General features: G+C 73.3%; 23 protein-coding genes and 1 pseudogene. 9 read left to right on the forward strand and 15 right to left on the reverse strand.

The annotated features are described in order from the left end of the window. Positions 1-10 precede the first annotated feature (10 nt). From FHS37_RS00500 to FHS37_RS00550, 11 genes are all read right to left on the reverse strand, one after another. Positions 11-1,531: a glycoside hydrolase family 43 protein gene (locus tag FHS37_RS00500; RefSeq protein ID WP_184816965.1), complete on the reverse strand. Its 1,521-nt coding sequence runs from the start codon at positions 1,529-1,531 to the stop codon at positions 11-13. Then, positions 1,528-2,373 (reverse strand): DUF6807 domain-containing protein, encoded by an 846-nt coding sequence (locus FHS37_RS00505; RefSeq protein ID WP_184816966.1) that lies wholly within the window; start codon positions 2,371-2,373, stop codon positions 1,528-1,530. The genes FHS37_RS00500 and FHS37_RS00505 overlap by 4 nt, the downstream gene beginning before the upstream one ends. Next, positions 2,370-3,563, reverse strand: coding sequence for a Gfo/Idh/MocA family protein (locus FHS37_RS00510; RefSeq protein WP_184816967.1), 1,194 nt, complete (start codon positions 3,561-3,563; stop codon positions 2,370-2,372). Before FHS37_RS00510 ends, FHS37_RS00505 begins: the two co-directional genes overlap by 4 nt. Further along, positions 3,560-4,459 (reverse strand): carbohydrate ABC transporter permease, encoded by a 900-nt coding sequence (locus FHS37_RS00515; protein WP_184816968.1) that lies wholly within the window; start codon positions 4,457-4,459, stop codon positions 3,560-3,562. Before FHS37_RS00515 ends, FHS37_RS00510 begins: the two co-directional genes overlap by 4 nt. Further along, entirely contained in the window at positions 4,456-5,388 is a 933-nt protein-coding gene (locus tag FHS37_RS00520) for a carbohydrate ABC transporter permease (protein ID WP_184816969.1), read from the reverse strand. The genes FHS37_RS00515 and FHS37_RS00520 overlap by 4 nt, the downstream gene beginning before the upstream one ends. A gap of 96 nt (positions 5,389-5,484) precedes the next feature. Continuing rightward, the gene (gene araD, locus FHS37_RS00525; RefSeq protein WP_184816970.1) at positions 5,485-7,224 is read right to left on the reverse strand and encodes an L-arabinonate dehydratase; all 1,740 of its coding nucleotides are present in this window, start codon (positions 7,222-7,224) and stop codon (positions 5,485-5,487) included. Continuing rightward, positions 7,221-8,129 (reverse strand): dihydrodipicolinate synthase family protein, encoded by a 909-nt coding sequence (locus FHS37_RS00530; RefSeq protein WP_184816971.1) that lies wholly within the window; start codon positions 8,127-8,129, stop codon positions 7,221-7,223. The genes araD and FHS37_RS00530 overlap by 4 nt, the downstream gene beginning before the upstream one ends. Continuing rightward, positions 8,126-8,830 (reverse strand): GntR family transcriptional regulator, encoded by a 705-nt coding sequence (locus FHS37_RS00535; protein WP_184816972.1) that lies wholly within the window; start codon positions 8,828-8,830, stop codon positions 8,126-8,128. The genes FHS37_RS00530 and FHS37_RS00535 overlap by 4 nt, the downstream gene beginning before the upstream one ends. A 135-nt stretch (positions 8,831-8,965) precedes the next feature. Next, positions 8,966-9,718: an MBL fold metallo-hydrolase gene (locus tag FHS37_RS00540; protein WP_184816973.1), complete on the reverse strand. Its 753-nt coding sequence runs from the start codon at positions 9,716-9,718 to the stop codon at positions 8,966-8,968. An 83-nt stretch (positions 9,719-9,801) separates the two neighbouring features. Beyond that, positions 9,802-10,395: a TIGR03086 family metal-binding protein gene (locus FHS37_RS00545; protein WP_184816974.1), complete on the reverse strand. Its 594-nt coding sequence runs from the start codon at positions 10,393-10,395 to the stop codon at positions 9,802-9,804. 86 nt (positions 10,396-10,481) lie between these two features. Continuing rightward, entirely contained in the window at positions 10,482-10,916 is a 435-nt protein-coding gene (locus FHS37_RS00550) for a VOC family protein (RefSeq protein ID WP_184816975.1), read from the reverse strand. Between the two features lie 175 nt (positions 10,917-11,091). Between FHS37_RS00550 and FHS37_RS00555 the strand changes: the two genes are divergently transcribed. Beyond that, on the forward strand, positions 11,092-12,318 hold the full coding sequence (locus FHS37_RS00555; protein ID WP_184816976.1) for an MFS transporter: 1,227 nt from the start codon (positions 11,092-11,094) through the stop codon (positions 12,316-12,318). A 26-nt stretch (positions 12,319-12,344) separates the two neighbouring features. Here FHS37_RS00555 and FHS37_RS00560 read toward each other — a convergent pair whose 3' ends face one another. Then, positions 12,345-13,508 carry a hypothetical protein gene (locus tag FHS37_RS00560; protein WP_184816977.1) on the reverse strand — a complete coding sequence of 388 codons (1,164 nt, stop codon included), beginning with the start codon at positions 13,506-13,508 and terminating at the stop codon, positions 12,345-12,347. Next, positions 13,505-14,446: a 5-dehydro-4-deoxyglucarate dehydratase gene (locus FHS37_RS00565; protein ID WP_229890068.1), complete on the reverse strand. Its 942-nt coding sequence runs from the start codon at positions 14,444-14,446 to the stop codon at positions 13,505-13,507. Before FHS37_RS00565 ends, FHS37_RS00560 begins: the two co-directional genes overlap by 4 nt. A 256-nt stretch (positions 14,447-14,702) precedes the next feature. Between FHS37_RS00565 and FHS37_RS00570 the strand changes: the two genes are divergently transcribed. The 8 genes and pseudogenes from FHS37_RS00570 to FHS37_RS00600 all read left to right on the forward strand — a co-directional run bounded on the left by FHS37_RS00570 (position 14,703) and on the right by FHS37_RS00600 (position 22,556). Continuing rightward, on the forward strand, positions 14,703-15,512 hold the full coding sequence (locus tag FHS37_RS00570; protein ID WP_184816979.1) for an NAD-dependent epimerase/dehydratase family protein: 810 nt from the start codon (positions 14,703-14,705) through the stop codon (positions 15,510-15,512). Between the two features lie 307 nt (positions 15,513-15,819). Continuing rightward, positions 15,820-16,590, forward strand: a complete 771-nt coding sequence (locus FHS37_RS00575) for a DeoR/GlpR family DNA-binding transcription regulator (RefSeq protein WP_184816980.1) — start codon at positions 15,820-15,822, stop codon at positions 16,588-16,590. A gap of 137 nt (positions 16,591-16,727) precedes the next feature. Beyond that, complete coding sequence (locus FHS37_RS00580; RefSeq protein ID WP_184816981.1) at positions 16,728-18,101, forward strand: ABC transporter substrate-binding protein; 1,374 nt, start codon at positions 16,728-16,730, stop codon at positions 18,099-18,101. Beyond that, positions 18,098-19,039: a carbohydrate ABC transporter permease gene (locus tag FHS37_RS00585; RefSeq protein ID WP_184816982.1), complete on the forward strand. Its 942-nt coding sequence runs from the start codon at positions 18,098-18,100 to the stop codon at positions 19,037-19,039. Before FHS37_RS00580 ends, FHS37_RS00585 begins: the two co-directional genes overlap by 4 nt. Continuing rightward, positions 19,036-19,887 carry a carbohydrate ABC transporter permease gene (locus FHS37_RS00590; protein ID WP_184816983.1) on the forward strand — a complete coding sequence of 284 codons (852 nt, stop codon included), beginning with the start codon at positions 19,036-19,038 and terminating at the stop codon, positions 19,885-19,887. The genes FHS37_RS00585 and FHS37_RS00590 overlap by 4 nt, the downstream gene beginning before the upstream one ends. Further along, positions 19,884-20,873 (forward strand): zinc-dependent alcohol dehydrogenase family protein, encoded by a 990-nt coding sequence (locus FHS37_RS00595; RefSeq protein ID WP_184816984.1) that lies wholly within the window; start codon positions 19,884-19,886, stop codon positions 20,871-20,873. The genes FHS37_RS00590 and FHS37_RS00595 overlap by 4 nt, the downstream gene beginning before the upstream one ends. Before the next feature lie 128 nt (positions 20,874-21,001). Further along, a pseudogene (locus tag FHS37_RS40950) lies at positions 21,002-21,265 on the forward strand (hypothetical protein); the annotation flags it as partial. 88 nt (positions 21,266-21,353) lie between these two features. After that, on the forward strand, positions 21,354-22,556 hold the full coding sequence (locus FHS37_RS00600; RefSeq protein ID WP_184817680.1) for a TerD family protein: 1,203 nt from the start codon (positions 21,354-21,356) through the stop codon (positions 22,554-22,556). A gap of 49 nt (positions 22,557-22,605) precedes the next feature. On the opposite strand, the gene FHS37_RS00605 is transcribed toward FHS37_RS00600, so the two are convergent. Both FHS37_RS00605 and FHS37_RS00610 read right to left on the reverse strand, forming a co-directional pair. Continuing rightward, positions 22,606-24,189, reverse strand: a complete 1,584-nt coding sequence (locus FHS37_RS00605) for a TROVE domain-containing protein (protein WP_184816985.1) — start codon at positions 24,187-24,189, stop codon at positions 22,606-22,608. Between the two features lie 490 nt (positions 24,190-24,679). Next, positions 24,680-26,137, reverse strand: coding sequence for an alkaline phosphatase PhoX (locus FHS37_RS00610; RefSeq protein WP_184816986.1), 1,458 nt, complete (start codon positions 26,135-26,137; stop codon positions 24,680-24,682). Between the last annotated feature and the right edge of the window lie 217 nt (positions 26,138-26,354).

The following is a 26,354-nucleotide window of genomic DNA, read 5'->3' on the forward strand; positions in this document are numbered from 1 at the left end:
ATGGAGGCGGTTACGAGGCGCTGATCCTGAACCGCGTGAACGTGGCCGCACCGGCGTGTCCCTGGCCGGCGGGCGCGAGGGCGACCAGGCCGAGCAGGGCGCCGACCCAGCGCCAGGGGGTGGCGGCGAAGACCTGCCCGGAGGGGCGGAAGCCGTCCCCGGTGTCGTACGAGAAGCGGCAGCGCGCCCCGGCCCCGATCTCGACGCGCAGCCGGGCCCGGCCCCCGGGAGCGGGCCGGGGGTGGTCGGCGTCCCGTTCGTGGTCCGCGACCGCCTCGGCGAACCGGTGCACCAGGTGCACCGTGCCGTCCGTGCCCCGCTGGAGCCCGATCCAGCGGTACGCGTCCCCGAGGACCGCGAGACCGGCCCGCGCCCCGGGTTCCTCGCTGTCGAGCCGCAGCTCCACCTCGACGGTGCACGGGGTGCCGGGCAGCCGCTGGGTGAGCACGTTGGGCAGCTTGCGCAGGTCGTGCGCGTCGGCGGAGCGGACGCAGGTCAGCCGCAGTCCGTCGGCGGAGTGCTGGGTGGCCCAGCCGTCCCGGGGGTTGGCGGTCCACTGCCACTGGCGGCCGTGGCGTCCGCCGGGGAAGTCGTCGTCGGTGGCGGGCGCGGCGGGCGGCTGCGGCGGCAGGTCCGGGCGGCGGTGCCGGGTGACGGGGGCGCCGTCGTCCCCGAGCACCGGCCAGCCGTCCGTGTCCCAGCGCATCGGCTGGAGGTGGACCACCCTGCCGTACGCCCCGCGCTGCTGGAAGTGCAGGAACCAGTCCTCGCCGGACGGGGTGCGCACCCAGCCGCCCTGGTGGGGGCCGTTGACGTCGGTGTCCTTCTGCTCCAGGACGACCTTCTCCTCGTACGGCCCGAAGAACTCGCGCGAGCGGAAGGCGCCCTGCCAGCCGGTCTCCACTCCCCCGGCGGGCGCCAGGATCCAGAACCAGCCGTCGTGCTTGTAGAGCTTCGGGCCCTCCAGGGTGAACCAGCCGGGGATGCGGTCCGCGTCGACGATCACCTTGCCCTCGTCGAGGAGTTCGGTGCCGTGCGGGTGCATCCGGTGGCCGGTGAGGCGGTTCTTGGTCCCGGAGCGGGACTTCGCCCAGGCGTGCACGAGGTAGGCCTCGCCGGTCTCCTCGTCCCACAGGGGGCACGGGTCGATCAGGCCCTTGCCGGCCTTCACCAGGTGCGGACGGGTCCAGGGGCCCCGGATCCCGGGGGCGTTGACCTGGAAGACGCCCTGGTCGGGGTCGCCCCAGAAGATCCAGAACCGGTCGTCGTGGTACCTGAGCGACGGCGCCCAGACCCCGCAGTCGTGCCGGGGCGCCGCGAACTCGGCCTCGGGTTCCAGGCGCTGGAGGGCGTGGCCGACGAGGGTCCAGTTGACCAGGTCGCGGGAGTGCAGCAGCGGCAGTCCGGGGACGCGGCCGAAGCTGGAGGCGGTCAGGTAGAAGTCGTCGCCGACGCGGATCACGTCCGGGTCGGACCAGTCGGCGTTCAGGACCGGGTTGCGGTAGGTGGGGTCCGTCTGTTCGGCGCTCACGGGCTCACCGCCTTGCGGGCCAGGGCCGCGGCCTCGTCCCGGCCGAGGCGGCCGTCGGCGACGACGGTGACGATCCGGCGGACCAGCGTCTCGCCGGGCGGGACCGGCAGCCGTGCGTCGTGGGCGAGGGAGGAGCCGACACCCGGGTACTCGGCGGTGCGCACGAACCACGGGTCGCGGCGGGTCGGTCCGGTGGCCCCGGCGAAGACCAGCGTCCAGGCGGAGCCGGCCAGGGCGAGCCAGTCCGCGCGGCGGCCGTGGACCTCGTCCTCCCCCTCGGCGTCGGCGGTGAAGACGTCCGGTGCCGTCTCCTCCTTGCGGGCCCGCCAGAAGAAGCCGCCGTACGCGGCGCCGGGGCGGCCGTTGGTGGCCGGGCTGCCGAGGGAGAGCGGGGCGGAGGTGACGTTGGTGAGGGAGAAGGTGAGGTCCAGCGCCCAGGCGCGGTCGGTGAGGGGGGTGGCCGCGACCGTGCGGCGCTCGCGCAGCAGCTCGCCGGGGGCGGCGACCCAGCGCAGCTCCTGGACGAAGCCGTCGGGGTCGCGCAGCTGGAAGGCGACGTGCCGCTGGGAGCCGTGGTTGTCCAGCTCGGTCGGGCCCCGGTCGCGGACGAAGGTGCGCCCGCCCCAGAAGTTGTGCCCCTCGACGTCGGGAACGGCGACACCGACGCCGAGGTGGTGTGCGTGGTCGGCGGGGCTCAGCTCGGTGACCGCCGTGCCGGCCAGGGTGGTGACGGGGTGCAGGTACGGGCGCGGGGAGAGCCGGGCCGGCAGCTCGGGCCGGATGACGTACCGGCCGACCGGCCGGCCCGCGACGCTCAGGACCGCGGTGTCGTCGCCGCTCATCGGGTGCTCACCTCTTTCGGCAGGTGCTCGGCGGGCCGTGCCCAGGGGGTGCCCAGTTCGGAGTAGAGGGACAGGGTGTCGGCGGCGGCCGCGACGAGGCCGTCGATGCCGGGCACGACCCGGCGGTTCTCGCCGGGGACGCGGTGCCAGGCGCCGGCGGGCAGCGGGGCCGGGTCGGGGGCCTGCCGGATCGCCTCGACGACCTTCATGAAGGCGCCCGTCCGGTCCGGGGTGACCAGCAGGGGGGTGCCGTCGGTGAGGTGGGCGACGAGGTTCTCCAGCAGGTCGGTGCGGCCGAACTCGAACTCCTCCGGGCCGTGGTCCGCGCGCTGGAGCAGCACGCGGTCCTGCTTGTACCAGAAGGTGATGCGGCCGCTGGTGCCGTGCACCAGGACGTACGGCTCGTCGGCCCGCTCGGCGCACAGCGTCGCGGCGACGGTGACCGGCCCGCCCCCCGCGGTGGTGACGCGGACGCAGGAGGTGTCGTCGGACTCGATGTCGTTGGCGCGCAGCAGCTCGGTCTCGATGCCGGTGACGTCCTCGGCGCGGGTGCTGTCGCCGAGCGCGAGGGCGGTGGCGACGGCGTGGGCGAGCGGGTTGGTGAGCGCCCCGTCGACCACGTCGGTGCCGTTCAGCCGCCGCCGGCCCGCCCAGGGGGCCCGCCGGAAGTAGTCCTCGTCGCGCACCCAGGCACCGGCCCCGCCGATCCCGACCGTCCGGCCGATGGCGCCCTGGGCGATCAGTTCGCGGATCGCGGGCACGGCGTGCGAGCCCAGCGACTGGAAGCCGATCTGGCAGGCGACACCGGCCGCGGCGACCCCGTCGGCCATCCGGCGGAACTCGGCGTACGACGGCGCCGGCGGCTTCTCCAGCAGGAGGTGCACGCCCCGCTCGGCCGCCGCCAGGGCCAGGTCGGTGTGGGTCGGGATCGGGGTGCAGACCACCGCGGCCCGGGCGCCGGTGGAGTCCAGCAGGCCGCCGAAGTCGGCGGACTGCTCGGGGAGTTCACCACCGAACTCCTCCTCGGTGAGCGGAGTGAGCTCGCAGATCCCGACGAGCCGTACGAGGCCCTTCCCCTGGAGCCGGCGGATGTTCGCCACGTGCCAGCGGCCGTGGCCGCGGGCGCCGGCGAGGACGACGGGCAGGGGCCCGTCGGCTCCCGGCCGGGAGGGCGTCCGGGAAGCCGTCATCCCTTCACCGCCCCCGCGCTGAACCCGGTGATCAGCCACTTCTGGATGAAGGCGAACACGATCACGACGGGGACGGCCGCGATGATGCCGCCCGCGGCGAGTGCGCCGAGGTCGACGCTGTCCGCGCTCATCAGGGTGTTCAGGCCGACCGGGATGGTCTGCTTCTCCTGGTTGTTGAGGAACATCAGGGCGAACAGGAAGTGGTTCCAGGAGTGGACGAAGGCGAAGGAGCCGACGGCGATCAGACCGGGCCGCAGCAGCGGCAGGACGACCACCAGGAAGGCCCTCATCCGGTTGCATCCGTCGACCCAGGCGGCCTCTTCCAGGGAGTACGGCACGTTCTTGATGAAGTTGCTGATCAGGATCATCGACAGCGGCAGCTGGAAGACCGTCTCGGCGATGATGACGCTGCCGAGGGAGTTGATCATCTGCAGTTCGGCGAAGATCTCGAACAGCGGGACCAGCAGCAGCGCACCGGGCACGAACTGGGAGCACAGCAGGGCGAGCATGAAGCCCCGCTTGATCCTGAAGTCGAACCGGGCGAGGGCGTAGCCGCCGGCCAGCGCCACCAGGGTCGTCATGATCAGGGTGGCGACGCCGACGAGCACGCTGTTGTAGAAGAAGGTGCCGAAGCTGCGGTCCGTCCACACCTTCTCGAAGTGCTCGAAGGTCATCGGCCAGGGCACGAGCGAGGTCGAGCCGGCCGGGCGCAGCGCGAAGAGCAGGATCCAGTAGAAGGGGATGAGGGTGAAGACCAGGTAGACGCCCAGCGGGAGGTAGATCTGCCAGCGGGGTGCCTCGTCCCAGGCCCGGTGCCTCTTCTTCCCCGGGAGGAGCGGTTCGGGGGCGGTGCGCTCGGGGGCGGGGGCGGCCGGAGCGGCCTCTTTGGTGATCACTTCTCGCCTCCGAACTTGCTCAGTCGCAGGTAGACCATCGAGCAGAAGAGCAGAATCACGAACGCGACCGTGGTGAGGGCCGACGCGTAGCCGAAGTCGTGGGCGTCGACGGAGGTGTTGGCGATGTACAGCGGCAGGGTCGTGGTCTCGCCCGCGGGTCCGCCGCCGGTCAGCGTGTAGAGCAGGTCGACGTTGTTGAACTCCCACACCGCGCGCAGCAGCGTGGACAGGATGATGGCGTCCTTCAGGTGCGGCAGCGTGATGTGCCAGAACTGCTTGATGCGGCTGGCCCCGTCGACCTCTGCGGCCTCGTACAGGTCCTTCGAGACGGACTGGAGGTCGGCGAGGATGAGGATCGCGAAGAAGGGGACTCCGCGCCACAGGTCCGCGACGATCGCCGCCGGGAAGACGGTGGAGGTGTCCGACAGCCAGCTGACGCCGTAGTCGCCGATCCCCAGGTCCGCGAGGTACCGGGTGATGCCGGTCTGGGAGTTGTAGAGCAGCACCCAGATCGCGGAGGTCAGCACGCCGGAGACGGCCCACGGGGAGAAGACCAGGGCGCGGCCGAGGCCCCGGCCGACGAAGGTCTGGTTGACGATGAGGGCCAGCGCGAGGCCGAACAGCAGCTGGAGGCCGACCTCGACGAAGACCCACTTGGCGCTGAACACCAGCGTGTCCCAGAACAGCGGGTCCTCGGTGAAGATGTGGACGAAATTGTCGAAGCCCGCGTAGCCGTTCCGCCACGGCTTGGTGGGGTTGTACTCCTGCAGGCTGTAGTAGAAGACGCTGATGACCGGGTAGGCGATGAACCCCAGCATGAGCAGGGCGGCCGGCGCGATCAGCAGGTAGGGGAGCCTGCGGGGCGTGGCGGAGGCACGGCGCCGCCGGGGTGGCGCGGGCGGTTTCGCCACGGCTGCGGCTTGGGCCATGACTGTTCTCCGTTTCTCGGTACGTCGTGCGATGTCGTGCGTGAGCGGGTGAAGCGCTTTCTTCGTATGTGTGTGCGGTCCCTGCGGGACGGCGGTTCAGCCCGCGTACGGGTCCTGCACCGTGCCCGGCCGGGCGAGGAACTCGAAGTCGCAGCCGGTGTCGGCCTGGGTGATCTGGTCCTGGTAGAGCGCTCCGTAACCGCGCTCGTAGCGCACGGGCGGCGGCGTCCACCGCGCCCTGCGGCGCTCCAGCTCCTCGTCGTCGACGTTGAGCCGGAGGGTCCGGTTCTCGACGTCGAGGGTGATCGAGTCCCCGGTGCGCACCAGGGCCAGCGGTCCGCCGACGTACGACTCGGGGGCGACGTGCAGCACGCACGCGCCGTAACTCGTCCCGCTCATGCGGGCGTCGGAGATCCGCACCATGTCCCGCACGCCCTGCTTGAGCAGGTGGTCGGGCAGCGGCAGCATCCCGTACTCGGGCATGCCCGGGCCGCCCTTGGGACCGGCGTTGCGCAGCACCAGCACGTGGTCGGCGGTGATGCCCAGCGCCGGGTCGTTGATGGTGCGCTGCATCTCCTTGTAGTCGTCGAAGACGACGGCGGGACCGGTGTGCTTGAGCAGGTGCGGTTCGGCGGCGATGTGCTTGATGACGGCGCCGTCCGGGCAGAGGTTGCCGCGCAGCACGGCCACCCCGCCCTCGTCCGCGACCGGGTTGTCGCGGGGCCGGATGACGTCGTCGTCGTGCACCTGCGCCCCGGCGATCTGCTCGCGCAGGGTGTCGTGGCAGACGGTGGGCCGCTCCAGGTGGAGCAGGTCCGGGATCCGGGAGAGGAACCCGGGCAGACCGCCGGCGAAGTGGAAGTCCTCCATCAGGTAGGTCTGTCCGCCGGGGCGGACGTTGGCGAGCACCGGGACGGTGCGGGCGATGCGGTCGAAGTCGTCGAGGGTGAGCTTCACGCCCGCGCGGCCGGCCATGGCGATCAGGTGGATCACGGCGTTGGTGGAGCCGCCGAGCCCGAGGACGGTGGTGACCGCGTCCTCGAACGCCTCCGCGGTGAGGATGTCGCTCAGCTTCCGGTCCCTGTGGACCAGGTCGACGATCGTCATGCCCGCCTTCGCGGCCATCCGGTCGTGCCCGGAGTCGACCGCCGGGATGCTGGACGCGCCCGGGACCGTGACGCCGAGGGCCTCGGCGGCGGCGGTCAGCGTGGACGCCGTGCCCATCGTCATGCAGTGGCCGGGCGAACGGGCCAGGCCGCTCTCCAGCTCCTGCATCTCGCAGTCGCCGATGACGCCGGCCCGCTTGTCGTCCCAGTACTTCCACATGTCGGTGCCGGAGCCGAGGGTCTCCCCGCGCCAGTGACCGGGCAGCATGGGCCCGGCCGGCACGAAGACGGTGGGCAGGTCGGCGCTGGCCGCGCCCATGAGCAGCGCGGGCGTGGACTTGTCGCAGCCGCCCATCAGCACGGCCCCGTCGACCGGGTAGGACCGCAGCAGCTCCTCGGTCTCCAGGGCGAGGAGGTTGCGGTAGAGCATCGGGGTCGGCTTCTGGAAGGTCTCGCTGAGGGTGGAGACCGGGAACTCCAGCGGGAAGCCGCCCGCCTGCCAGACGCCCCGCTTGACGGCCTGTGCGCGGTCCCGCAGGTGGACGTGGCAGGGGTTGATGTCGGACCAGGTGTTGAGGATCGCGATGACCGGCTTGCCCAGGTGCTCCTCGGGCAGGTAGCCGAGCTGGCGGGTGCGGGCGCGGTGGCTGAAGGAGCGCAGTCCGTCGGTGCCGTACCACTGGTGGCTGCGCAGCTCCTCCGGCCGCTTGCGCCGGTCCGGGGCGCTCATGCGGACCATCCGGCGGCGATGGCGGCGACCTCGGCGCGCTCGCTCTCGGGCAGGGGCTTGCACGGCGGGCGGACCTCGCGGCGGCACAGGCCGAGGGAGGCGAGGGCCTCCTTGACGACGGTGACGTTGTTGGCGGAGCCGTTGGCGGCGCGCAGCTCCTCGAAGCGGCGGATCTGCTCCCACACCTTCATGGCGGCCGGGTAGTCGCCGGAGCGCAGCGCCTCGATCATGTTCAGCGAGACGGCCGGGGCGACGTTGACCAGCCCGGAGGTGAAGCCGGTGGCGCCCGCCGAGAAGTAGGAGGGCGCGTACGGCTCGGCGAGCCCCGCCACCCACACGAACCGGTCGAGGCCGGCGTCCCGGGCGAAGGCGGCGAACCTCGCCGCGTCCGGCACGGCGTACTTCACGCCGATGACGTTGGGGCAGGCGTCGGCGAGTTCGGCGAGCCGGGCGCCGGTGAGCTGCGCGTTGCGGATGTACGGGACGACGCCCAGCTCGGGCACGGCCTCGGCGATGGCGCGGTGGTAGTCGACCCAGCCGCTCTGCGAGACGTAGGGGTGGACGGGCTGGTGCACCATCACCATCTGCGCGCCGAGTTCGCGGGCGTGCCGCGCGGAGGCGACCGCGGTGGGCACGTCGTGTCCCACGCCGACCAGGATCGCCGCACGCCCGCCGGACTCCTCGACGGTCAGCTCGGTGACCAGGCGGCGCTCTTCGGGGGTGAGGGCGTAGAACTCGCCGGTGTTGCCGTTGGGGGTGAGGGTCGTGATGCCGCCGTCGAGGAGACGACGCAGCAGGGCCCGGTAGGTGCCGGGGTCGACGGAGCCGTCCGCGGCGAACGGGGTCACCGGGATCGCCACCACGTCGGCCAGGGCCGCCCGTTGGGTCTCGAACGTCGTTGTCATGCCTGACCGTCCTCTTTCTGGGCTTCCGGGGCGTTCCGCGTCTGCGTGGTCTCCGGGATCTCGAACCCCGCCTCGGGGAACGCCCGCCGCACGAACGACGCGATGTGCGCGTGCAGGGCGCGCGCCGCGCCGTCGGCGTCCCCATCGAGGGCGAGCCGCAGGATCTCGCGGTGTTCGCTGGCCTCGCGCTCCCAGGAGGGGTCGGCGGCCCAGGCGACGGCGGAGACGAGGGCGGCCTGGTCGCGGACCTCGTCGAGCATCCGGCCGAGCAGCGGGTTGCCGCACGGCAGGTAGAGGGCGCGGTGGAACTCGCGGTTGGCGAGCGACCGTTCGGCGGTGTCGTCGGCCTCGTCGGCCCGGGTCAGCGCGGAGCGGGCGGCGTCGAGGGAGGCGCCGCGCCGCACGGCGCGCTTGAGGGCCTCGGGCTCGAGGAGCAGGCGCACGTCGTAGACCTCGCGCGCCATGTCCGCGTCGACCATGCGCACCGTGACGCCCTTGTACTGGCTCATCACGACCAGACCGGTGCCGGCCAGGGTCTTGAGCGCCTCGCGCACCGGGGTCTTGGACACCCCGAACTGTGCGGCGAGGTCGGTCTCGACCAAGGCCTGACCCGGCGTCAGCAGGCCGGTGAGGATGCGGCGTTTGATCTCCTCCAGCACGTACTGCGTGCGGGAGGGGATCGGGGTGGGCACAGAGGTCATGCGCGCCTCTCGGATCTCGCGTATCGGATCTCGCGTATCGCGTCTCATATATGACGTACGAAGTACGACGCGATGACCGTAGAAGTGGCCCTGTGTTTCGTCAACGGTTCTGACGAAGAAACTTCTTGTTGCCGTTCACGCGCGGTGCGTGCGGCCCTCCCGCGCGGTGGCGGTGGGGCCGCCGAAGGACGCGGCGGCCCGGGCGGTCGCCGCCTCGGGGGTGAGCGTGGGCCCGACGTGCGTGACGAGCAGCTCCCGCACGCCCGCCGCCCGGGCCGTGGCGCCGGCGTCCTCGGGCGTCAGGTGCACCCGTTCGCCGTCGCGATGCCCGTCGACGTCGGCCTCGCAGAGGAACAGGTCGGCGTCGCGGGCGAGTTCCGTGAGGGCGGCGCACGGTCCGCTGTCCCCGGAGTAGGCGAACACCTTCCCCGCGCACGCGGCGCGCAGCCCGTAGGCCTCGACGTCGTGCGCGACGGCGCGGGCGGTGAGGGTCAGGTCGCCGTGGCGGGCGACGTGCCCGTCGTACAGCGGCCGGACGTCGAGGGTCCCGCGCAGGAAGCCGGCGTCCGGGCGGCCGAGGAACCCCGCCAGGCGCTGCGCGCAGCCGTCCGGCGCGTACACCGGGACGGGCTCGGGCGGGGTGAGCCCCCCGTAGGCAAGTCCGTAGAACGCCGCGAGCAGGTCCGCGCTGTGGTCGGCGTGCAGGTGGGAGATCCACACGGCGTCGATCCGCGCCGGATCGGTGTGCCGCTGCAACTCCGCGAACGTCCCGGTCCCGGCGTCCACCCACACCTCGGCGCCCCCGCCGCGCAGCAGGTACCCGGAGCACGGGCGGTCCGGGCCGGGGTGCGGGGAGGCGGTGCCGAGGACGGTGAGGGTGAGGGACATGCGGGGAGGCTACGCGGCGCTCCCCGGTCCCCACCCGTGTTTTTCGCCGCCCCCGCGCGCTTCGCGCGGGCCGCGCGCGTGCCTCACGCGGGCCGCGTCCAGCCCGGGTCCCGGCCGCTCAGCCCGACCGCCCGGTCCAGGAGCGGGGCGTCGGGCGGGACGGGGACGACGGGGCCGAAGATGCCGCCGCCCCGGTCGGAGTCCTCGGCGGCGGCCAGGAGGAGGGCGTGCGCCGCGTCCAGCGCGGCGGGGTCGGGCGCGTACGGCCGGCCGGTGGCGCGGGCCAGGTCCCAGCCGTGGATCACCAGTTCGCCGGCGGCGACGGCACCGGCGGTCGCGCCCGGCAGGTCGATGCCCCCGGCCCGGGTCGTGCCGGTCCAGGCGGCCGGGTCGCGCCAGGCCTCGGCGAGTTCCTCCAGCACGGCGGGCAGTTCCCCGCGCCGGCCGGGGCCGGTGTCCGGCAGGGCGGCGCCCGGGTCGGTGTCGGTGGTGACGCCGAGGTCCTTGCGGCCGGCGTCGCGGAAGGCGACGGCCAGCCCGGCCAGGTGGCCCAGCAGGGCGCGGACCGGGTACTCCGGGCACGGGGTCGGGTCGGTCAGCTGCTCCTCGGTGACGCGCTCGGCGAGGCGCGCCACGATCCGCGCCTGCGGTCCGAGGTCGAGCGGTGTGTCGGTCATCGGCTGCTCCCGGAGGGGGTCGGTGGGCGACGGGGTGGACCGGGCGCGGGCGCGGAACTCATCGGCCGCCGGTGCGCGGCGGCCCGTCAGCGCCGGGTGAGCGGGCTCGGGGCCTCCTGGACCACCCAGCCGTTGCCGTCGGGGTCCCGGAAGGAGAGGTAGGAGTTCCAGGGCTCGGCGCCCCTGCCGTCCGCCCAGCCGGACGGCCCCGCGTGCCGCACCGGGCCGACCTCGACCCCGCGTGCCACGAGCGTGTCCCTGGCCGCGTCGAGGTCGGTGACGCAGAGCTGGAGGCCCTGGAGCGAGCCCGGCGCCATCCGCGGCCGCCCCGGCGACACCGGCGCGCCCGCCTCCAGGACGACGGAACAGCGCGAACCGGGTGGGGTGAGCTGCACGAACCGGGGCCCCTCGAAGAGCGGGGCGTCGATGTCGAGGCGGAAGCCGCACCGGTCCGTGGAGAACTCCTTGGCCCGGTCCACGTCGGAGACCGGGACGACGATCACCTCGAGCGTCCGTTCCACGGCGGCCCCTCTCTCACCTCGCGGCCTCGATCCCGTCTCCACCCCATGGTCCGAACGGCGTGCCGGCCGCGCCCGTCGGCCTCATGCGCCGCGTGCTCCCGCCCGGGCGCCCACCGTCGCCGTAAGGCATCCGCCCGATGCCGACACCCCCGCCTTAGGACCACGATGACCGGGCATGACGACGACTTGGACGGGGGCCCGCGTGCTGCGCGACCGCAACGCGGGCCTGTACCTCGCCGGGGTGGTGGTCTCCGGCTTCGGCACCTCGGCGCTGTGGCTGGCGTCCGGTGTGTGGGTGAAGGACCTCACCGGCTCCGACGGGCTGGCCGCGCTGTGCACGCTCGCCCTGTGGGCGCCGACCCTGGCGGGCCCGGCGCTGGGCACGCTCGCCGACCGCACCCGGCGCAAGCCCCTGCTGGTCACCGTGAACCTGGCGCTCGCCGCCCTCCTGCTCGGCCTCTTCGCCCTCGGCTCCGCGGGCGGCCCGTGGCCGCTGTTCGCGGTCCTGTTCCTGTACGGCGCGGCGGGCGTCGTGCACGACGCGGCCGAGTCGGCGCTCGTCACCGCCGTCGTCGGCACGCGTCTGCTCGGCGACTTCAACGGGCTGCGCACGACCGCCGACGAGGGCATGAAACTGCTCGCCCCGCTGGCGGGGGCCGCCCTCTACGCGGCCTACGGCGGCCCGAGCGTGGCGTTGCTCGACGCGGCGACGTTCGTGCTGGCCACGGGCCTGTACGCCGCTCTCCGGGTGCGCGAGGCGCCGCCGGAGCGGCCGGCGGCGAACTGGCGACGGCGGACGGCCGAGGGCGCCCGGTACCTGTGGGCGCACCCCCGGCTGCGTCCGCTCGTCCGGGCCGGCGGCGTGACGATGCTGTGCGCGGGCGTCAACGGCGCCACGGTCTACGCCGTCGTCGACTCCCTCGGGCGCTCGCCCGCGTACGCCGGCGTGCTGTACGCCGCCCAGGGCGCCGGTTCGGTGGCGGTCGGGCTGCTGGCCGGGCCCGCCCTGCGGCGGCTGGGCGGGCGGCGGTTCGCGGCGGCCGGGACCGCCCTCCTGGCGGTGGCGGTGGCGGCGCGGGCCGTCCCGCACGACCACGTGGCCCTGGTGGCCGGCGCGGCGATCGGCGCGGGGCTGCCCGCGGTGCTGATCGCCGTCCTGACCGCCGTGCAGCGGGAGACGCCGGACGGGCTGCTGGGCCGGGTCACCGCCACGGCCCACTCCCTGGTGTTCACGCCGAACGTGATCGGGCTGGCCGTGGGCGCGGCCCTGGTCGAACTGGCCGACCTCCGGCTGCTGCTGCCCGCCCTCGGGGTGGTGCTGCTGGTGACCTCGGTGCGGCTCGCGCGGTGCCCGGCGGGCGCCGCGGCGCCCGGGTCACCGCCGGACGCCGGCCCGGCGTGAACGCGTCCCCGCCCGGGGCCGCCGGCTCACCTCCCCGCGAGCGCGGAGCGCACCGCGTCCAGGTCGCCGTCGGAAGCCAGTCCGGCGTGGTACAGCCGCAGTTCCGTCGCGCCGAGCTCACGCGCGCGTGCGGCGTCGGCGGCGAGGGTGCCGGGGCTGCCGCCCATGCCGGAGACCACCGTGAAGTTGGCGGCGAGGACGGTGTCCGTCCGGGCCTCCCGCGCGAACGGCGTGAGCAGGCCCGCGCCGCCCGTGCAGGGCACCACCACGCCGTCGGCCACGGCGAGGACGTGCGCGGGGTCGACGCCGGCGTTGGCGCCGCAGTGGTACGACACCGGGTCCGCGTGCAGCAGCACCTGGAAGCCCTCGGGTGCCGCGTCCCGCACCGCCCGGACCGTCGTCTCCTGGAGCGTGCGGGCCGTCTCGTCGCGCCACGCGCGCGTGGCGTCCGCCGTCGCCTCGCCGAGGAGCTTCTCGACCCCCGTCCAGCCCCCGTCGGAGGGCGCCCCCCGCCACACCGGTTCCAGCGCGGTGCGCACGGCGGCGGCGAGCCCGTCGGCGTCCAGGCCCCGGGCCCCGTAGCCCTCCCGGCAGGACGGGCAGAAGCACAGGGACATCAGGTACTGCCCGGCGTCCCCGAGGCCGACGCCGGCGGTCTTGTCGTGGGCGTGCAGATGGGCCAGCCCGTACCAGCCGAGGGACTCCAGTTCGGTGCCGCGCGCCCCGGGCCGGACCGCCGCCTCGGCGGCGAGGTCGGTCAGGTACGCGCGCGTGGCCGGCTGTGCGATGCACGGCGCCCAGGGGTAGCGGTCCCCGTAGGCGTTGACCACCGAGGTGTCCGGGTGCTCGGCGCCGAGGCGGGAGTTGTGCGCGAGGACGACCCAGGTGTGCACCTCCAGGCCCGCGTCCGCGAGCGCGGCGGCGGCCTCGCCGAAGGCGTCGCCGGGGGCCCAGTCGCCCGCCGGGTAGGGGCGCGGGGTGCGGCCGGCCCAGTGCTCGCCGGCCGGGTAGAGCACGGCCGCGTGCTCGGCGGTGACGATGCGGTGGCGCGGGTGGCGCGGGGTCAGCGCGCGCGTGGAGTGGTAGGCGGAGGCGAGCGTGACCTGCGCGGTGCCGAGTGCGGCGAGCCGTGCGGGTGCCTCCGGGTCCCCGTTGACGTCCCAGGGGTAGACGAATGCCGACGCCTTCACATGTCCTCCTCGAGGAGCGCGTGTCCCCGCTCGATCAGCCGGGCGAGCTGCTTGACATGATCCCCGGCCGGCTCGTGCAGCGGCGGCCGCACCTCCCCGACGTCCAGCCCGCGCAGCCGTACGCCGGCCTTGACGAGGGAGACGGCGTAGCCGCTGCCCTGGGCGCGCAGTTCGACGAAGGGCCGGTAGAAGCCGTCCAGCAGGCGGTGGGCGGTGGCCTCGTCGCCGGTGCGGAAGGCCGTGTGGCAGGCGAGGGCGATCTCGGGGGCGAAGCAGAACACCGCGGACGAGTAGAGGGTGACGCCGATGCCGCGGTAGGCGGGCTGGGTCAGTTCGGCGGTGGGCAGCCCGTTGAAGTAGAGGAAGTCGCCCGGGGCCGCGGTGCGCACGGCGCTGACGGTCCGCTGCATGAGGTCGAGGTCGCCGTGGCCGTCCTTGAGGCCGATGATCCCGTCCGTGCGGGCCAGTTCGACGGCGCTGCCGGGGGTGAGGACGGCGTTGTCGCGCTGGTAGACGATCACGGGCAGGGAGGTCGCCGCGGCCAGCTCCCGGTAGTGCCGCAGCAGGCCCTCCTGGGCGGCCCGGACCAGGTACGGCGGCATGGCGAGCAGTCCGTCGGCCCCGGCGCGCTCGGCGAGCCGGGCGTAGCGGACGGCGAGGGCGGTGCCGTAGCCGGCGCCCGCGACGACCGGGACGCGCCCCCCGGCGGCCTCGACGGCGGCCGCCACGCACATCTCGAACTCCTCGGGCGTCAGCGCGTGGAACTCCCCGGTGCCGCAGCAGGCGAACACGGCGGCGGCCCCGGCCTCCACCCCGCGCCGTACGTGGACCCGGTAGGTGTCGAGGTCGACGGCGCCGTCGGCCCCGTACGCGGTGACCGGGAAGAACAGCGGCCCGCTGGGGATACTGAGTCGGGCGGCGAGAGGGGCTGGCGTCACAAGCTCTCCCAGGTCCATGTTCTTGATTGGTGTCTATATTTCTGAACGCGCTCACGCTAAGCCGCCCCCGGGACGCCGGTCAAGCACGACAACCCGTCACGCACCAGCGGATTCTTCCGTTTCACGGCGGGACGCGGGACACTTGACGGGCCGCGCCCCGCCTCCTTAGCGTGTCCACGCATATGAATGCCGTGCGCCCATGTGCACGTTCGCACCTGCTTCGTGCGCACGGCCGGCGACCCAAGGAGACCCGAGGATGCCCGCTCCCCGCACCGTTCTGCTCACCGGCGCCGCCGGCGGACTCGGCACCCTGATGCGGGAACTGCTCCCGGACTACGGCTACGAGCTGCGCCTGCTCGACCTGCGCCCGATCGAGGGCGAACCGGACGCGATCGTCGCGGACCTCGCCGACCGGGAGGCCGTGCGCGAGGCGGTCCGCGGCGTCGACGCGATCATCCACCTCGCGGGCATCTCCCTGGAAGCCTCCTTCGACAAGATCCTCAAGGCGAACATCGAGGGCACCTACCACCTCTACGAGGCGGCCCGCGAGGAGGGCGTCGGACGCGTCGTCTTCGCCTCCTCCAACCACGCCGTCGGCTACACCCCGCACCCGCGGGGCGACGACCCCCTCATCCCCGTCGACGTCCCGCACCGCCCCGACACCTTCTACGGCCTGTCCAAGTGCTTCGGCGAGGACCTCGCCCAGCTGTACTGGGACAAGCACGGCCTGGAGACCGTCTCCGTGCGCATCGGCTCCTGCTTCCCCGAGCCGACCAGCGTGCGCATGCTCTCGGTGTGGATGAGCCCCGCCGACGGCGCCCGCCTCCTCCACGCGGCCCTGACCGCCGAGAACGTCGGCCACACCGTCGTCCACGGCTCCTCCGCCAACACCCGCCTGTGGTGGGACCTCACCTCCGCGCGCGCCCTCGGCTACGACCCGCAGGACGACTCCGAGCCGTACGCCGAGAAGCTCATCGCCGAGCAGGGCGAGCTGGACCCGGACAACCCGGCGCACACCCGTCTCGGCGGCCACTTCGTCACCGACCCGCCGATCTGGCCGTACTGACCCGCGTCCACGCGCGCCCCGGCGGCGCGAAATCGACGCTCACGGCGGCGGGCGGGCACCGAACGGGCCCGCCCGCCGCCGCATGCGGGCACCCGCGCCGCCCGCTCCCACGCCCCGGCCCGCGCTCTCCCAGGTCCGGGGCGGGCACGGTGCGGGCCGAACGGGCACAACCGGGCACGACCGGGCCCGCAGCAGACCTGGTCGGCGCCGCGTCCCCGCTGTAGAACTTCCTGCACGGGCCCCGCCGGGCCCGAACGGGCAGCGGGATGCCGTGAGACGCGGCGAGACCAGGAAGCGGGTGCCGACCATGAGCCACCGGACGGCCGAGGAGCGCCAACGGGAGATCGTGCGGGTGGCGCGCGCCACCGGCTCGGTCGACGTCACCGCGCTCGCCGCCGATCTGGGCGTGGCCAAGGAGACCGTACGACGGGATCTGCGCGCCCTGGAGGACCACGGCCTGGTGCGCCGCACCCACGGCGGCGCCTACCCGGTGGAGAGCGCCGGCTTCGAGACGACGCTCGCCTTCCGCGCCACCAGCCACGTCCCCGAGAAGCGCCGGGTCGCGGCCGCCGCGGCCGGGCTGCTCGGGGACGCCGAGACGGTCTTCGTCGACGAGGGCTTCACCCCGCAGCTCATCGCCGAGGCCCTGCCCCGCGACCGGCCGCTCACCGTGGTCACCGCCTCCCTGCCGGTCGCGGGCGTGCTCGCCGGGACCGGCACCGCCTCCGTCCTGCTGCTCGGCGGCCGGGTCCGCTCCGGCACCCTCGCCACCGTCGACCACTGGACGACGAAGATGCTCTCCGGCTTCGTCATCGACCTGGCGTTCATCGGCGCCAACGGCATCTCCCGCGAACACGGTCTGACCACGCCCGACCCGGCGGTCAGCGAGGTCAAGGCACAGGCGGTCCGGGCCGCCCGCCGGGTGGTGTTCGCGGGCGTCCACACCAAGTTCGGAGCGGTCAGCTTCTGCCGGTTCGCCGAGGTCGGCGCGCTGGAGGCGATCGTGACGAGCACGCTGCTCCCGGCGGCCGAGGCCCACCGCTACTCCCTGCTCGGGCCGCAGGTCGTCCGGGTCTGAGGCACACCGGCGGATCAGCACTCACCGCACCAGCACATCGGTGCATCAGCACACCGTTCCACGTCCCCACGGGGTCGAGCCACGCCGGGCGACGCCCGCTGTCCCCCCGTACGACCGCTTTCGTCGAGGAGTGATCCATGCGAACCCAGAGCCGACGGAGGCCGCCGCGAGCCGCACTCGCCGCGGCCGCCGCAGGGACGCTGCTCGCCCCGCTGCTGTCCGGCTGCTGGGTCGGGGCGGGCGGGGCCGGATCCGGCGGTGACTCCATCAACGTCCTGATGGTCAACAACCCGCAGATGGTCGAGTTGCAGAAGCTGACCGCGGACCACTTCACCAAGGACACCGGCATCGAGGTCAACTTCACCGTGCTGCCGGAGAACGACGTCCGCGACAAGATCAGCCAGGACTTCGCCAACCAGGCCGGCCAGTACGACGTGGCCACCCTGTCCAACTACGAGATCCCCATCTACGCCCGCAACGGCTGGCTGAAGGAGATGGACTCCTACGCCGACGAGGACCCGGGCTACGACCAGCAGGACGTCCTCGAGCCGATGCGCCAGTCCCTCACCGGCGACGACGGCAAGCTCTACGGCCAGCCGTTCTACGGCGAGTCGTCCTTCCTGATGTACCGCAAGGACGTCTTCGCGAAGGAGGGCCTGGAGATGCCCGCCGAGCCGACCTGGCGGCAGGTCGCCGACCTCGCCGCCCGGCTCGACGGGGCCGAACCGGGCATGAAGGGCATCTGCCTGCGCGGACTGCCCGGCTGGGGCGAGGTCATGGCCCCGCTGACCACCGTGGTGAACACCTTCGGCGGCACCTGGTTCGACGAGGACTGGAACGCCGGGCTCGACTCCCCCGAGTGGCAGGAGGCGACGAAGTTCTACGTCGACCTGGTCCGCGAGCACGGCGAGTCCGGCGCCGCCCAGGCCGGTTTCGCCGAGTGCCTGAACAACATGACCCAGGGCAAGGTCGCCATGTGGTACGACGCCACCTCCGCGGCCGGCTCCCTGGAGTCCGCCGACTCCCCCGTCAGGGGCAAGGTCGGCTACGCCCCCGCGCCCGTCGAGAAGACCGAGTCCTCCGGCTGGCTCTACACCTGGGCCTGGGGCATCCAGGACGCCTCCCGCAACCCCGACGACGCCTGGAAGTTCGTCTCCTGGGCCTCCGGCAAGGAGTACGAGCAGCTGGTCGGCGAGGAGATCGGCTGGTCCGACGTGCCGGCCGGCAAGCGCGCCTCCACCTACGCCAACCCCGCCTACCGCGCGGAGGCCGCCGCCTTCCAGGAGATGACCAAGGAGGCCATCGAGCAGGCCCGGCCGAACGACCCCGGCGTGCAGCCGCGCCCCGCGCCCGGCATCCAGTTCGTCGGCATCCCGGAGTTCACCGATCTCGGCACCCGGGTCTCCCAGGAGATCAGCGCGGCCATCGCCGGACGCCAGTCCGTCGAGTCGGCCCTGAGGAAGTCCCAGCAGCTCGCAGAAGAGATCGCCGAGGAGTACGAGGGACGATGACCGCCACGACGACGGCCCCCGTGGCCGCACCGGACCTGCCCGCCGCCGGCCGCCGGCCCTCCGCCCGGCTGCGCGCCTGGGCCACCCGCGCCCCGCTGCTGCCCGCCCTGATCTTCATGATCGTGGTCACCCAGCTGCCCTTCGTGGCGACCCTGGTGATCTCCTTCTTCGACTGGAACTCCCTGTACCCCGACGCCCGCAGCTTCGCCGGCTTCGAGAACTACCGGGAGGTCCTCACCGACGCGGACCTGCGCAAGTCGGTCTGGACGACGATCCTGCTGACCGTCGCGGTCGTCCTGGCCAGCCTGGTCCTCGGGCTGCTCCTCGCCCTGCTGCTGGACCGGAGGTTCCGCGGCCGGGGCGTCGTGCGCACCCTGCTCATCGCCCCGTTCCTGGTGGTCCCGGTGGCGGCGGCCCTGCTGTGGAAGCACGTCCTCTACAACCCCGAGTACGGCCTGCTCAACGGCCTGCTGCACTACGTCGGCGGCCCGCAGCCGGACTGGATCTCGAACACCCCGCTGCTCGCCGTGGAGGCCGCGCTGGTGTGGCAGTGGACCCCGTTCATGATGCTGATCATCCTCGCCGGACTGCAGAGCCGGGACCAGCAGCAGATCGAGGCCGCCCGGGTCGACGGGGCGGGCGACTGGCAGATCTTCGTCCACCTGACCCTGCCCCACCTGCGCCGCTACCTCGAACTGGGGGCCCTGCTCGGCTCGATCTACATCGTGCAGAACTTCGACGCGGTCTTCACCATCACGTCCGGCGGCCTGGGCACCGCCAACCTGCCCTACACCGTCTACCAGACCTTCTACCAGGCCCACGAGAACGGCCTCGCCTCGGCCGCCGGCGTCCTGGTCGTCATCGGCTCGATCGTCATCGCGACCTTCGCCCTGCGCGTGGTGTCGTCCCTGTTCCGCGAGGAGGTGTCCCGCGCATGAGCACCGTCGCCGTACGCGGCCGCGACCGGTTCCGCAAGGGAGCGGGTCTGGGCCTGGTGGCCTGGCTGGCCGGGATCGTCTTCTTCCTGCCCATCGCCTGGATGGCCCTGACGTCCTTCCACTCCGAGGCGGACGCGGCCACCAACCCGCCGTCCTTCACCGCCGCCCTCACCCTGGACGGCTACCGCGAGTTCTTCGGCGCGGGCGGCGGCGCGAGTCCCTGGCCGGCCCTGATCAACTCGACGGTCGCGTCCGTGACCTCGACGCTCCTGGTCCTCCTCCTGGCCCTGCCCGCGGCCTACGCCCTCTCCGTCCGCCCGGTGAGGAAGTGGACGGACGTCCTGTTCTTCTTCCTCTCCACCAAGATGCTGCCGGTCGTCGCGGGCCTGCTGCCGATCTACCTGTTCGCCAAGAACGCCGGGCTGCTCGACAACATCTGGCTGCTGGTCGTCCTCTACACCTCCATGAACCTGCCGATCGCGGTGTGGATGATGCAGTCCTTCCTCGCCGAGGTCCCGGTCGCGGTGATCGAGGCCGCGCAGATCGACGGCGCCCGGCTGCCGACGGTGCTGGCCCGCGTGGTCGCGCCGATCGCCCTGCCCGGCATCGCGGCCACGGCCCTGATCTGCTTCATCTTCAGCTGGAACGAGCTGCTGTTCGCCCGGGTCCTGACGGGCGTGGTCGCCGAGACCGCCCCCGTCTTCCTGACCGGCTTCATCACCAGCCAGGGCCTGTTCCTGGCCAAGGTGTGCGCCGCGTCGCTCGTCATCTCCCTGCCGGTGCTCGCCGCGGGGTTCGCCGCCCAGGACAAACTCGTCCAGGGCCTGTCGTTGGGAGCCGTGAAATGAAGGCCGCCGTCATCGAGTCCGTGGGCAAGGCCGTCGTCACCGAGGTCCCGGACCCGACGCCCGGGCCGCGCGAGGTCGTCGTCGAGGTCGCGGCCTGCGGGCTGTGCGGCACGGACCTGCACATCCTCCAGGGCGAGTTCGCGCCCGAGCTCCCGATCGTGCCGGGGCACGAGTTCGCGGGCGAGGTGGTCGGCGTCGGCTCCCAGGTCACGGAGGTGTCGGTCGGCGACCGGGTCGCGGTGGACCCCTCCCTCTACTGCCACGAGTGCCGCTACTGCCGCACCGGCCACAACAACCTCTGCGAACGCTGGGCCGCGATCGGCGTCACCACGGCGGGCGGCGCGGCCCGGTACGCGGTGGCGCCCGTGGCGAACTGCGTCAGGCTCCCCGAGCACGTCCGCACGCAGGACGCGGCGCTGATCGAGCCCCTGTCCTGCGCGGTGCGCGGCTACGACGTGCTCCGGTCCCGCCTCGGCGCCCACGTCCTGATCTACGGCTCCGGGACCATGGGCCTGATGATGCTGGAGCTGGCGAAGCGGACCGGTGCGGCGAGCGTGGACGTGGTGGACCTGAACCCGGCGCGGCTGGAGACGGCCGTCCGCCTCGGCGTCTCGGCCTCGGCGGCGAACGCCGACGAGCTGGACCGCCCGCAGGGCTGGGACGTCGTCATCGACGCGACGGGCAACGCGGCGGCGATCCAGGACGGCCTGGACCGCGTCGCCAAGGCCGGCACCTTCCTCCAGTTCGGGGTCGCCGACTACGCGACGCGCGTGCGGATCGATCCGTACCGGATCTACAACCAGGAGATCACGATCACCGGGTCGATGGCCGTCCTGCACAGCTACGAGCGGGCGGCGGAACTCTTCGCGGGTGGCGTCCTGGACCCGGACGTCTTCATCAGCGACCGCCTCCCGCTGGACCGGTACCCCCAGGCCCTGGACCAGTTCGCGGCGGGCGTGGGCCGGAAGATCGTGGTCGTGCCCTGAGGTCTCCCGGACGCCGGGCGAACCGTCCTCCGGCCCGCCCCGTGTCCGAGGACGGGTCCGAAGGCCGGCGGAGGTCCCGGGGGCAGTCCCCCCCGGGGGACGGGACGGGGGCGGGGGCGGGGGCGAAAATCCCCGGGCGCTCCGCCCCCGCCCCCGTACCGTCCCCGGCATGCCCAAGACCGAACGGCTTCGCCCACGAGGCCCACGCCGGCAGAACCGTCCGCGTCACCCACCACAACCGCCCCGCGACCGTCCTGCACGGAGACCGGGCCACCCGTTTCCTCACCGGGGTCACCTCCGCTTCCGGCCCCCAGCTCGTCATGGCCCGCTGGACCGGGAACCACGAGCGCGGCAACGAACGCACCGCCCGCGCCCACCCCCGCAACCGGCGCCGAGCCGGGACGGGAGCCGACCGCGTCAAACGGATCCCAGGTAAGGGAACAGTAAAACGGCCTCGCTCGTTCACCCGGCATGACCGCTATGACCCCCGGCTCGAACATCCCCCTCCCCACCGCCCGCGTGACGGTGGACGTCGCCGCGCCCGTGCGGCTCGACGTATCGGGCCTGCTGCTCACCGCCGACGGCAAGGTGCGCTCCGACGACGACTTCATCTTCTACAACCAGCCCGCCGGCCCCGGCGTGACCTACCGCTCCGGCGGCGGCACCGCCCCCGACGCCATCACGGTCGACACCACGGCCGTGCCCCCCGGCATCGAGAAGATCGTCGTCACCGCGAGCCCCGACGCCGCCGGCCAGACCTTCCAGGGCATCGAACCGACGGCCACCGTCCGCAACGCGGACGACAACGCCGTCCTGGCCACCTTCACTCCCCCGCGTCTCGGCACCGAGACCGCCCTGGTCGTGGTCGAGATCTACCTGCGGGGCGGCGTCTGGAAGGTCCGCGCGGTCGGCCAGGGCTACGCCAACGGCCTGGCCGGCATCGCCACCGACTTCGGCGTCACGGTCGAGGAACCGGCCGCTCCGGCCCAGCCGGCCCCCGCACCCCAGCAGCCGGTCGCTCCGCCGGCCCCGCCGGCGGCCGCTCCGCAGGCGCCTCCGGCGCCCGCCGCGCCCCCGGCCCCGCCCGCCGCCGCCCCCGGCACCGGGAAGATCAACCTCGACAAGGGCCGGGTCAGCCTCCAGAAGAACCAGACCGTCTCCCTGATGAAGGGCGGCCGCCCGCTGCTCTCCCAGGTCAAGATGGGCCTCGGCTGGGAGCCGGCGTACCGCGGCAAGGACATCGACCTGGACGCCTCGGTCATCGCCTACGGCCCGCAGCGCAACCACATCGACAGCTGCTACTTCGGCAAGCTCCAGATCGTGAACGGCGCGATCCGCCACTCCGGCGACAACCTCACCGGTGAGGGCGGCGGGGACGACGAGGTGATCACCGTCGACCTCGGCCGGCTCCCCATGGAGGTCACCGGCCTGGTCTTCACGGTCAACTCCTTCTCCGGCCAGAAGTTCACCGAGGTCGCCAAGGCGTACTGCCGACTGCTGGACGCCACCACGGGCGAGGAACTGGTCCGCTTCGACCTCACGGGCGCCGAACCGCAGACGGGCGTGATGATGGCGAAGCTGATCCGCCAGTTCTCCGGCGAGTGGGAGATGACCGCGATGGGCGACTTCGTGAAGTCCCGCACGGTGCGGGGCATGGTGAAGCCCGCCGCCCAGGCGCTGTAGCGACTCGCAGGAAACACCGGGCGCCCGCCAGGGGGCGCCCGGTGTCACCTCAGGCGGTCCACGGCCAGTCGGCGTTCCGACCGGCCTCGAGCAGCGGGACCATGCGGAAAGCGGCGTCCGAGAGGCCCCCGAAGGTGTGCCGGTTCGCCGTGCCCGACGGGCCGTGGCCCGCCCGGTACCCGGCGAGGTTCCAGGTGTAGACGGGCACGTCGGCCGGGACCTGCTCGGTCGGGTCGCCGTACCGGCTGTGGGCGTACTGCTCGTCGGTGACGATCAGCACCCGGTCGTGCCCCTTGTAGTGCCGGCGCACCGCCTCGGTCGTGTCGGTGCCGCCGAGGTCGCCGAAGCGGTCGAGGACCTTCAGCACGGACTCGCCCCGGCGGAACCGCACCGGCTTGCTCGTCGAGCCGAACTCCACGAGGTCCGCCTTCGCCGCCCGCAGCGCGAGCGCGGTGCCGAAGACCGCCGCCGCGTCCGCGCGGGTGAGCTCGGAGCGGTCCGACATCCTCGAGTGGAACATCGAGCCCGAGCGGTCGACGAGCACCAGGGTGCGGCCGGGCAGCGCGGGCACGTTGGCCAGCGAGTGGCCGAGCGCCTGCTCCAGCGGGTACGACCAGCGCAGCGACGGCGCGTGCCGGTACGCGGCGAGGTACCGGAAGGGGAACTGCCGCGACCGCGCGACCTCCGCCGGGTCGGCGATGCGGGCGGCGACCCGCGCCGCCACCTCGTCCGAGACCCCGGCCCCGTCGAAGTTCCGCAGGTTGCGGACGAGGGCCATCGCGCCCATGGACGGGATCACGGCTTCCCAGGCCGCCTTGTCCATCGGTCCCTGCAGCCAGCCCGCCAGCGCCTCCCAGGTGATGCCCGCCGCCGCGAGCCGCTCGGCCCCGTCGGGCGCCGCGACGACCGCGCGCCGCTCCTCGACGGGCAGCGCCATCAGCTCGCGGTGGGCGGTGAGGACATGGTCCGAGGCGGGCGGCACCGCGGTGTCCGGGCGGTGCCGGCGGTCGAGGGCGTACCGGAACAGCTCGCCCTGCCACGGCTTGTCCGGGTCGGGGGCCGCGTGCACCAGGTTGAGGATGTCACCGAAGCGGTAGCCCTTGGAGGCGGTGTCGTACTTCAGCAGCGCCCTGCCGCCGTAGAGCCGGCGCACGGCGTCGGCGACGCCGCGCTTGACGGGCTTGGGGATGTTCCGGCCGTACCGGGCGGTCCAGTACGCGAGGAGTTCGCCGGGCTCGTCGGGCCGCCGCAGCACGGAGTCCACGACCTGGCGGTTGGACGGGCCGTCGGTCGCGCCTGCCTCCAGGCGGGCCTTGACGTACTCGGCGGCGCCCACGATCGAGGCCGTCCGCAGGTTGCCCTCGCCGCGCAGCCAGCCGAGCAGGCCGGCGGTCCAGGAGGGGTCGGTGACGGCGAGTTCGCGGACGAGCTTCGCGAACCGGTCGTCGCGGTCGGCGCCGGTCTCGTAGAAGGTCCGCTGCGTCACGAGGTCGGACACGGCGAGCAGGAAGAGCTCGGAGCGGACCTCCCGCTCCTGTCCGCGGCCGCCCTCGCAGGTCCGCAGCACGCGGCCGGTCGACGTCACCCGCGACGTCGGCTGCGCCCTGGCGGCCCGGGTGTTGAATCGCGCCATGGTGAATTCCCCCGAATTCATGTCCGTTTCGGAGGGAGGCGCGACAGGGGAAGGTGCCCGAGAAACGAGTCGGCGACGGAACAGTCAGGCGCGTCTTCCACTTCCGCCACGTCGACCGGGGGTCGACGACGGGATTCGAACCCGCAGTGAACCCGATCCGAGAAGTATCCGCTGCCTGCGCACCGGGCACCCATCAAGTGCTGCGCCTCCCGAGATCAGATCGGCGGCGGCCTGGATTCGATCACAACGAAGGAGCCGTCGCCCGCGCACCGGGAGGTGCGTGAAGTTGTGGTGTCCAGAGATCGAGGCCGGCGGAACCGACGATGGTGCTCTGACCCCTGAGCTACACCGGCGCGTGGTGCCGGTGGCGGGACTCGAACCCGCGGCCGCCCCATTATGAGTGGAAGTAGGTCCTGCCTTCGCACCTGGACGTGCATCACTCTAGGAGGACGGCCGAGGGCCGGGCCAACGAATTAATCGCGGCGGGATCTCAGCGGCGCTTCTGCCGCTTCCACGGGCCGGTGATGGCGAGCATGATGCCCGGCTCCTGGATGTTGGCGTAGAGGGTCTTTCCGTCGGGCGAGAAGGTGACGCCGGTGAACTCGCTGAACTCCGGCTCCTCCTCGGTGCCGATGTTCACCTCGTTGCGGGCGATGGGGTACGTGCGTCCGCTGTCGGTGGCGCCGAACAGGTGCTGCACGCCCTCGCCGTCCTCGGCGATGATCAGGCCGCCGTACGGGGAGACGGTGATGTTGTCGGGGCCGTCGAAGGCGCCGTCCTCGGCGGGGTTCCGGTTGACGCCGAGCAGGACCTTCAGGGTCAGGGTGCGGCGCCCGGGGTCGTAGAACCAGACCTGGCCGTCGTGCCGGACCGGGCTCTCCTCACGGGCGTACGAGGAGACGAAGTACGCCCCGCCGTCGCCCCACCACATGCCCTCCAGTTTGCGGGCGCGGGTGACCTCGCCGGGTCCGAACTGCTCGCGCACGGCGACCTCGCGGGCGTCGCGGTCGGGCACGTCCACCCAGTCGACGCCGTACACCGTGCCGGTCCTCGTGGCGCGGGAGAGGTCGTCGACGAACCGGCCACCGGAGTCGTAGCACTTGGGCGCCTGGAGGACGCCCGCGTCGTCGGCGAGGGTGCGGAACCTGCCGGGGCCGTGGCGGAAGCCCTCCGGCGGGGTCCAGCGGTAGAACAGGCCGTTGGGCTCGTCGGCGTCCTCGGTGAGGTAGGCGTGGCCGCGCCTGACGTCGATGACGACGGCCTCGTGGTCGTAGCGGCCGAAGAACTTCAGGGGCTTGGGGTCGCGGTTGGCGCGCCGGTCGGCGGGGTCGACCTCGAAGACGTAGCCGTGGTCCTTGGTCATGCCGTTCTCGCCGGCGCGGTCGGAGTTCTCCTCGCAGGTGAGCCAGGTGTCCCAGGGGGTGCTGCCGCCCGCGCAGTTGTTGGCGGTGCCGGCGATGGCGACCCATTCGGCGACGCTGCCGTCGGGGCGCACCTCGACGACGGTGCAGCCGCCGGGCGCGGCCGGGTCGTAGACGAGGCCCTCGGTGAGCGGGACGGGGAACTCCGCCTCGTCGCGCGGGCCGTCCATCTCGTGGTTGTTGACCAGGAGGGTGCTGCCGCGCGGGCCGGGGAAGGCGGCCGTGCCGTCGTGCTCGGCCGGCGTGAACTCGCCCGACTCCAGCCGGGTCTTCCCGGTGTGGGTGAGGACGCGGTAGGTGAAGCCGGCGGGCAGGGCGAGGATGCCGTCCGGGTCCGGCACGAGGGGGCCGTAACCGACTCCGCCGTGCCGGTCCGCCGCGGTCTCGGACCGCTCGTCCGCGCTCTCGGTCTCGGCGGTCGCGAGGGCGTGGGGTGCGGAGGAGAGGGCGCCGACGCTGCCCACCAGTGCGACACCGGCACCGGCGATCGCGGAGTTCCTGGCGAAGTCCCTGCGGGTGAGCGACATGGTGTCTCCTGTGACGGTGGATGTGCCGTGGAGGGTGGCGGACCTCGTGCGCCGTCACGCTCCCGCCCGGGCCTGAACTCCGGTTGAACTCCGGAGGTCACGCCGTGCCCCGCTTGCGTGAACCGCGGGGGACCGCCACCGGGCCCGCGCGGCCGCCGGCGTCCCGGTCCTCCGGCGCCCCGCCGGGGCCGGGGGACACCGCGCGTCCGACCGCGCC

Source organism: Streptomyces griseomycini, from assembly GCF_014203535.1.
GTDB classification, from domain to species: Bacteria; Actinomycetota; Actinomycetes; order Streptomycetales; family Streptomycetaceae; genus Streptomyces; species Streptomyces griseomycini.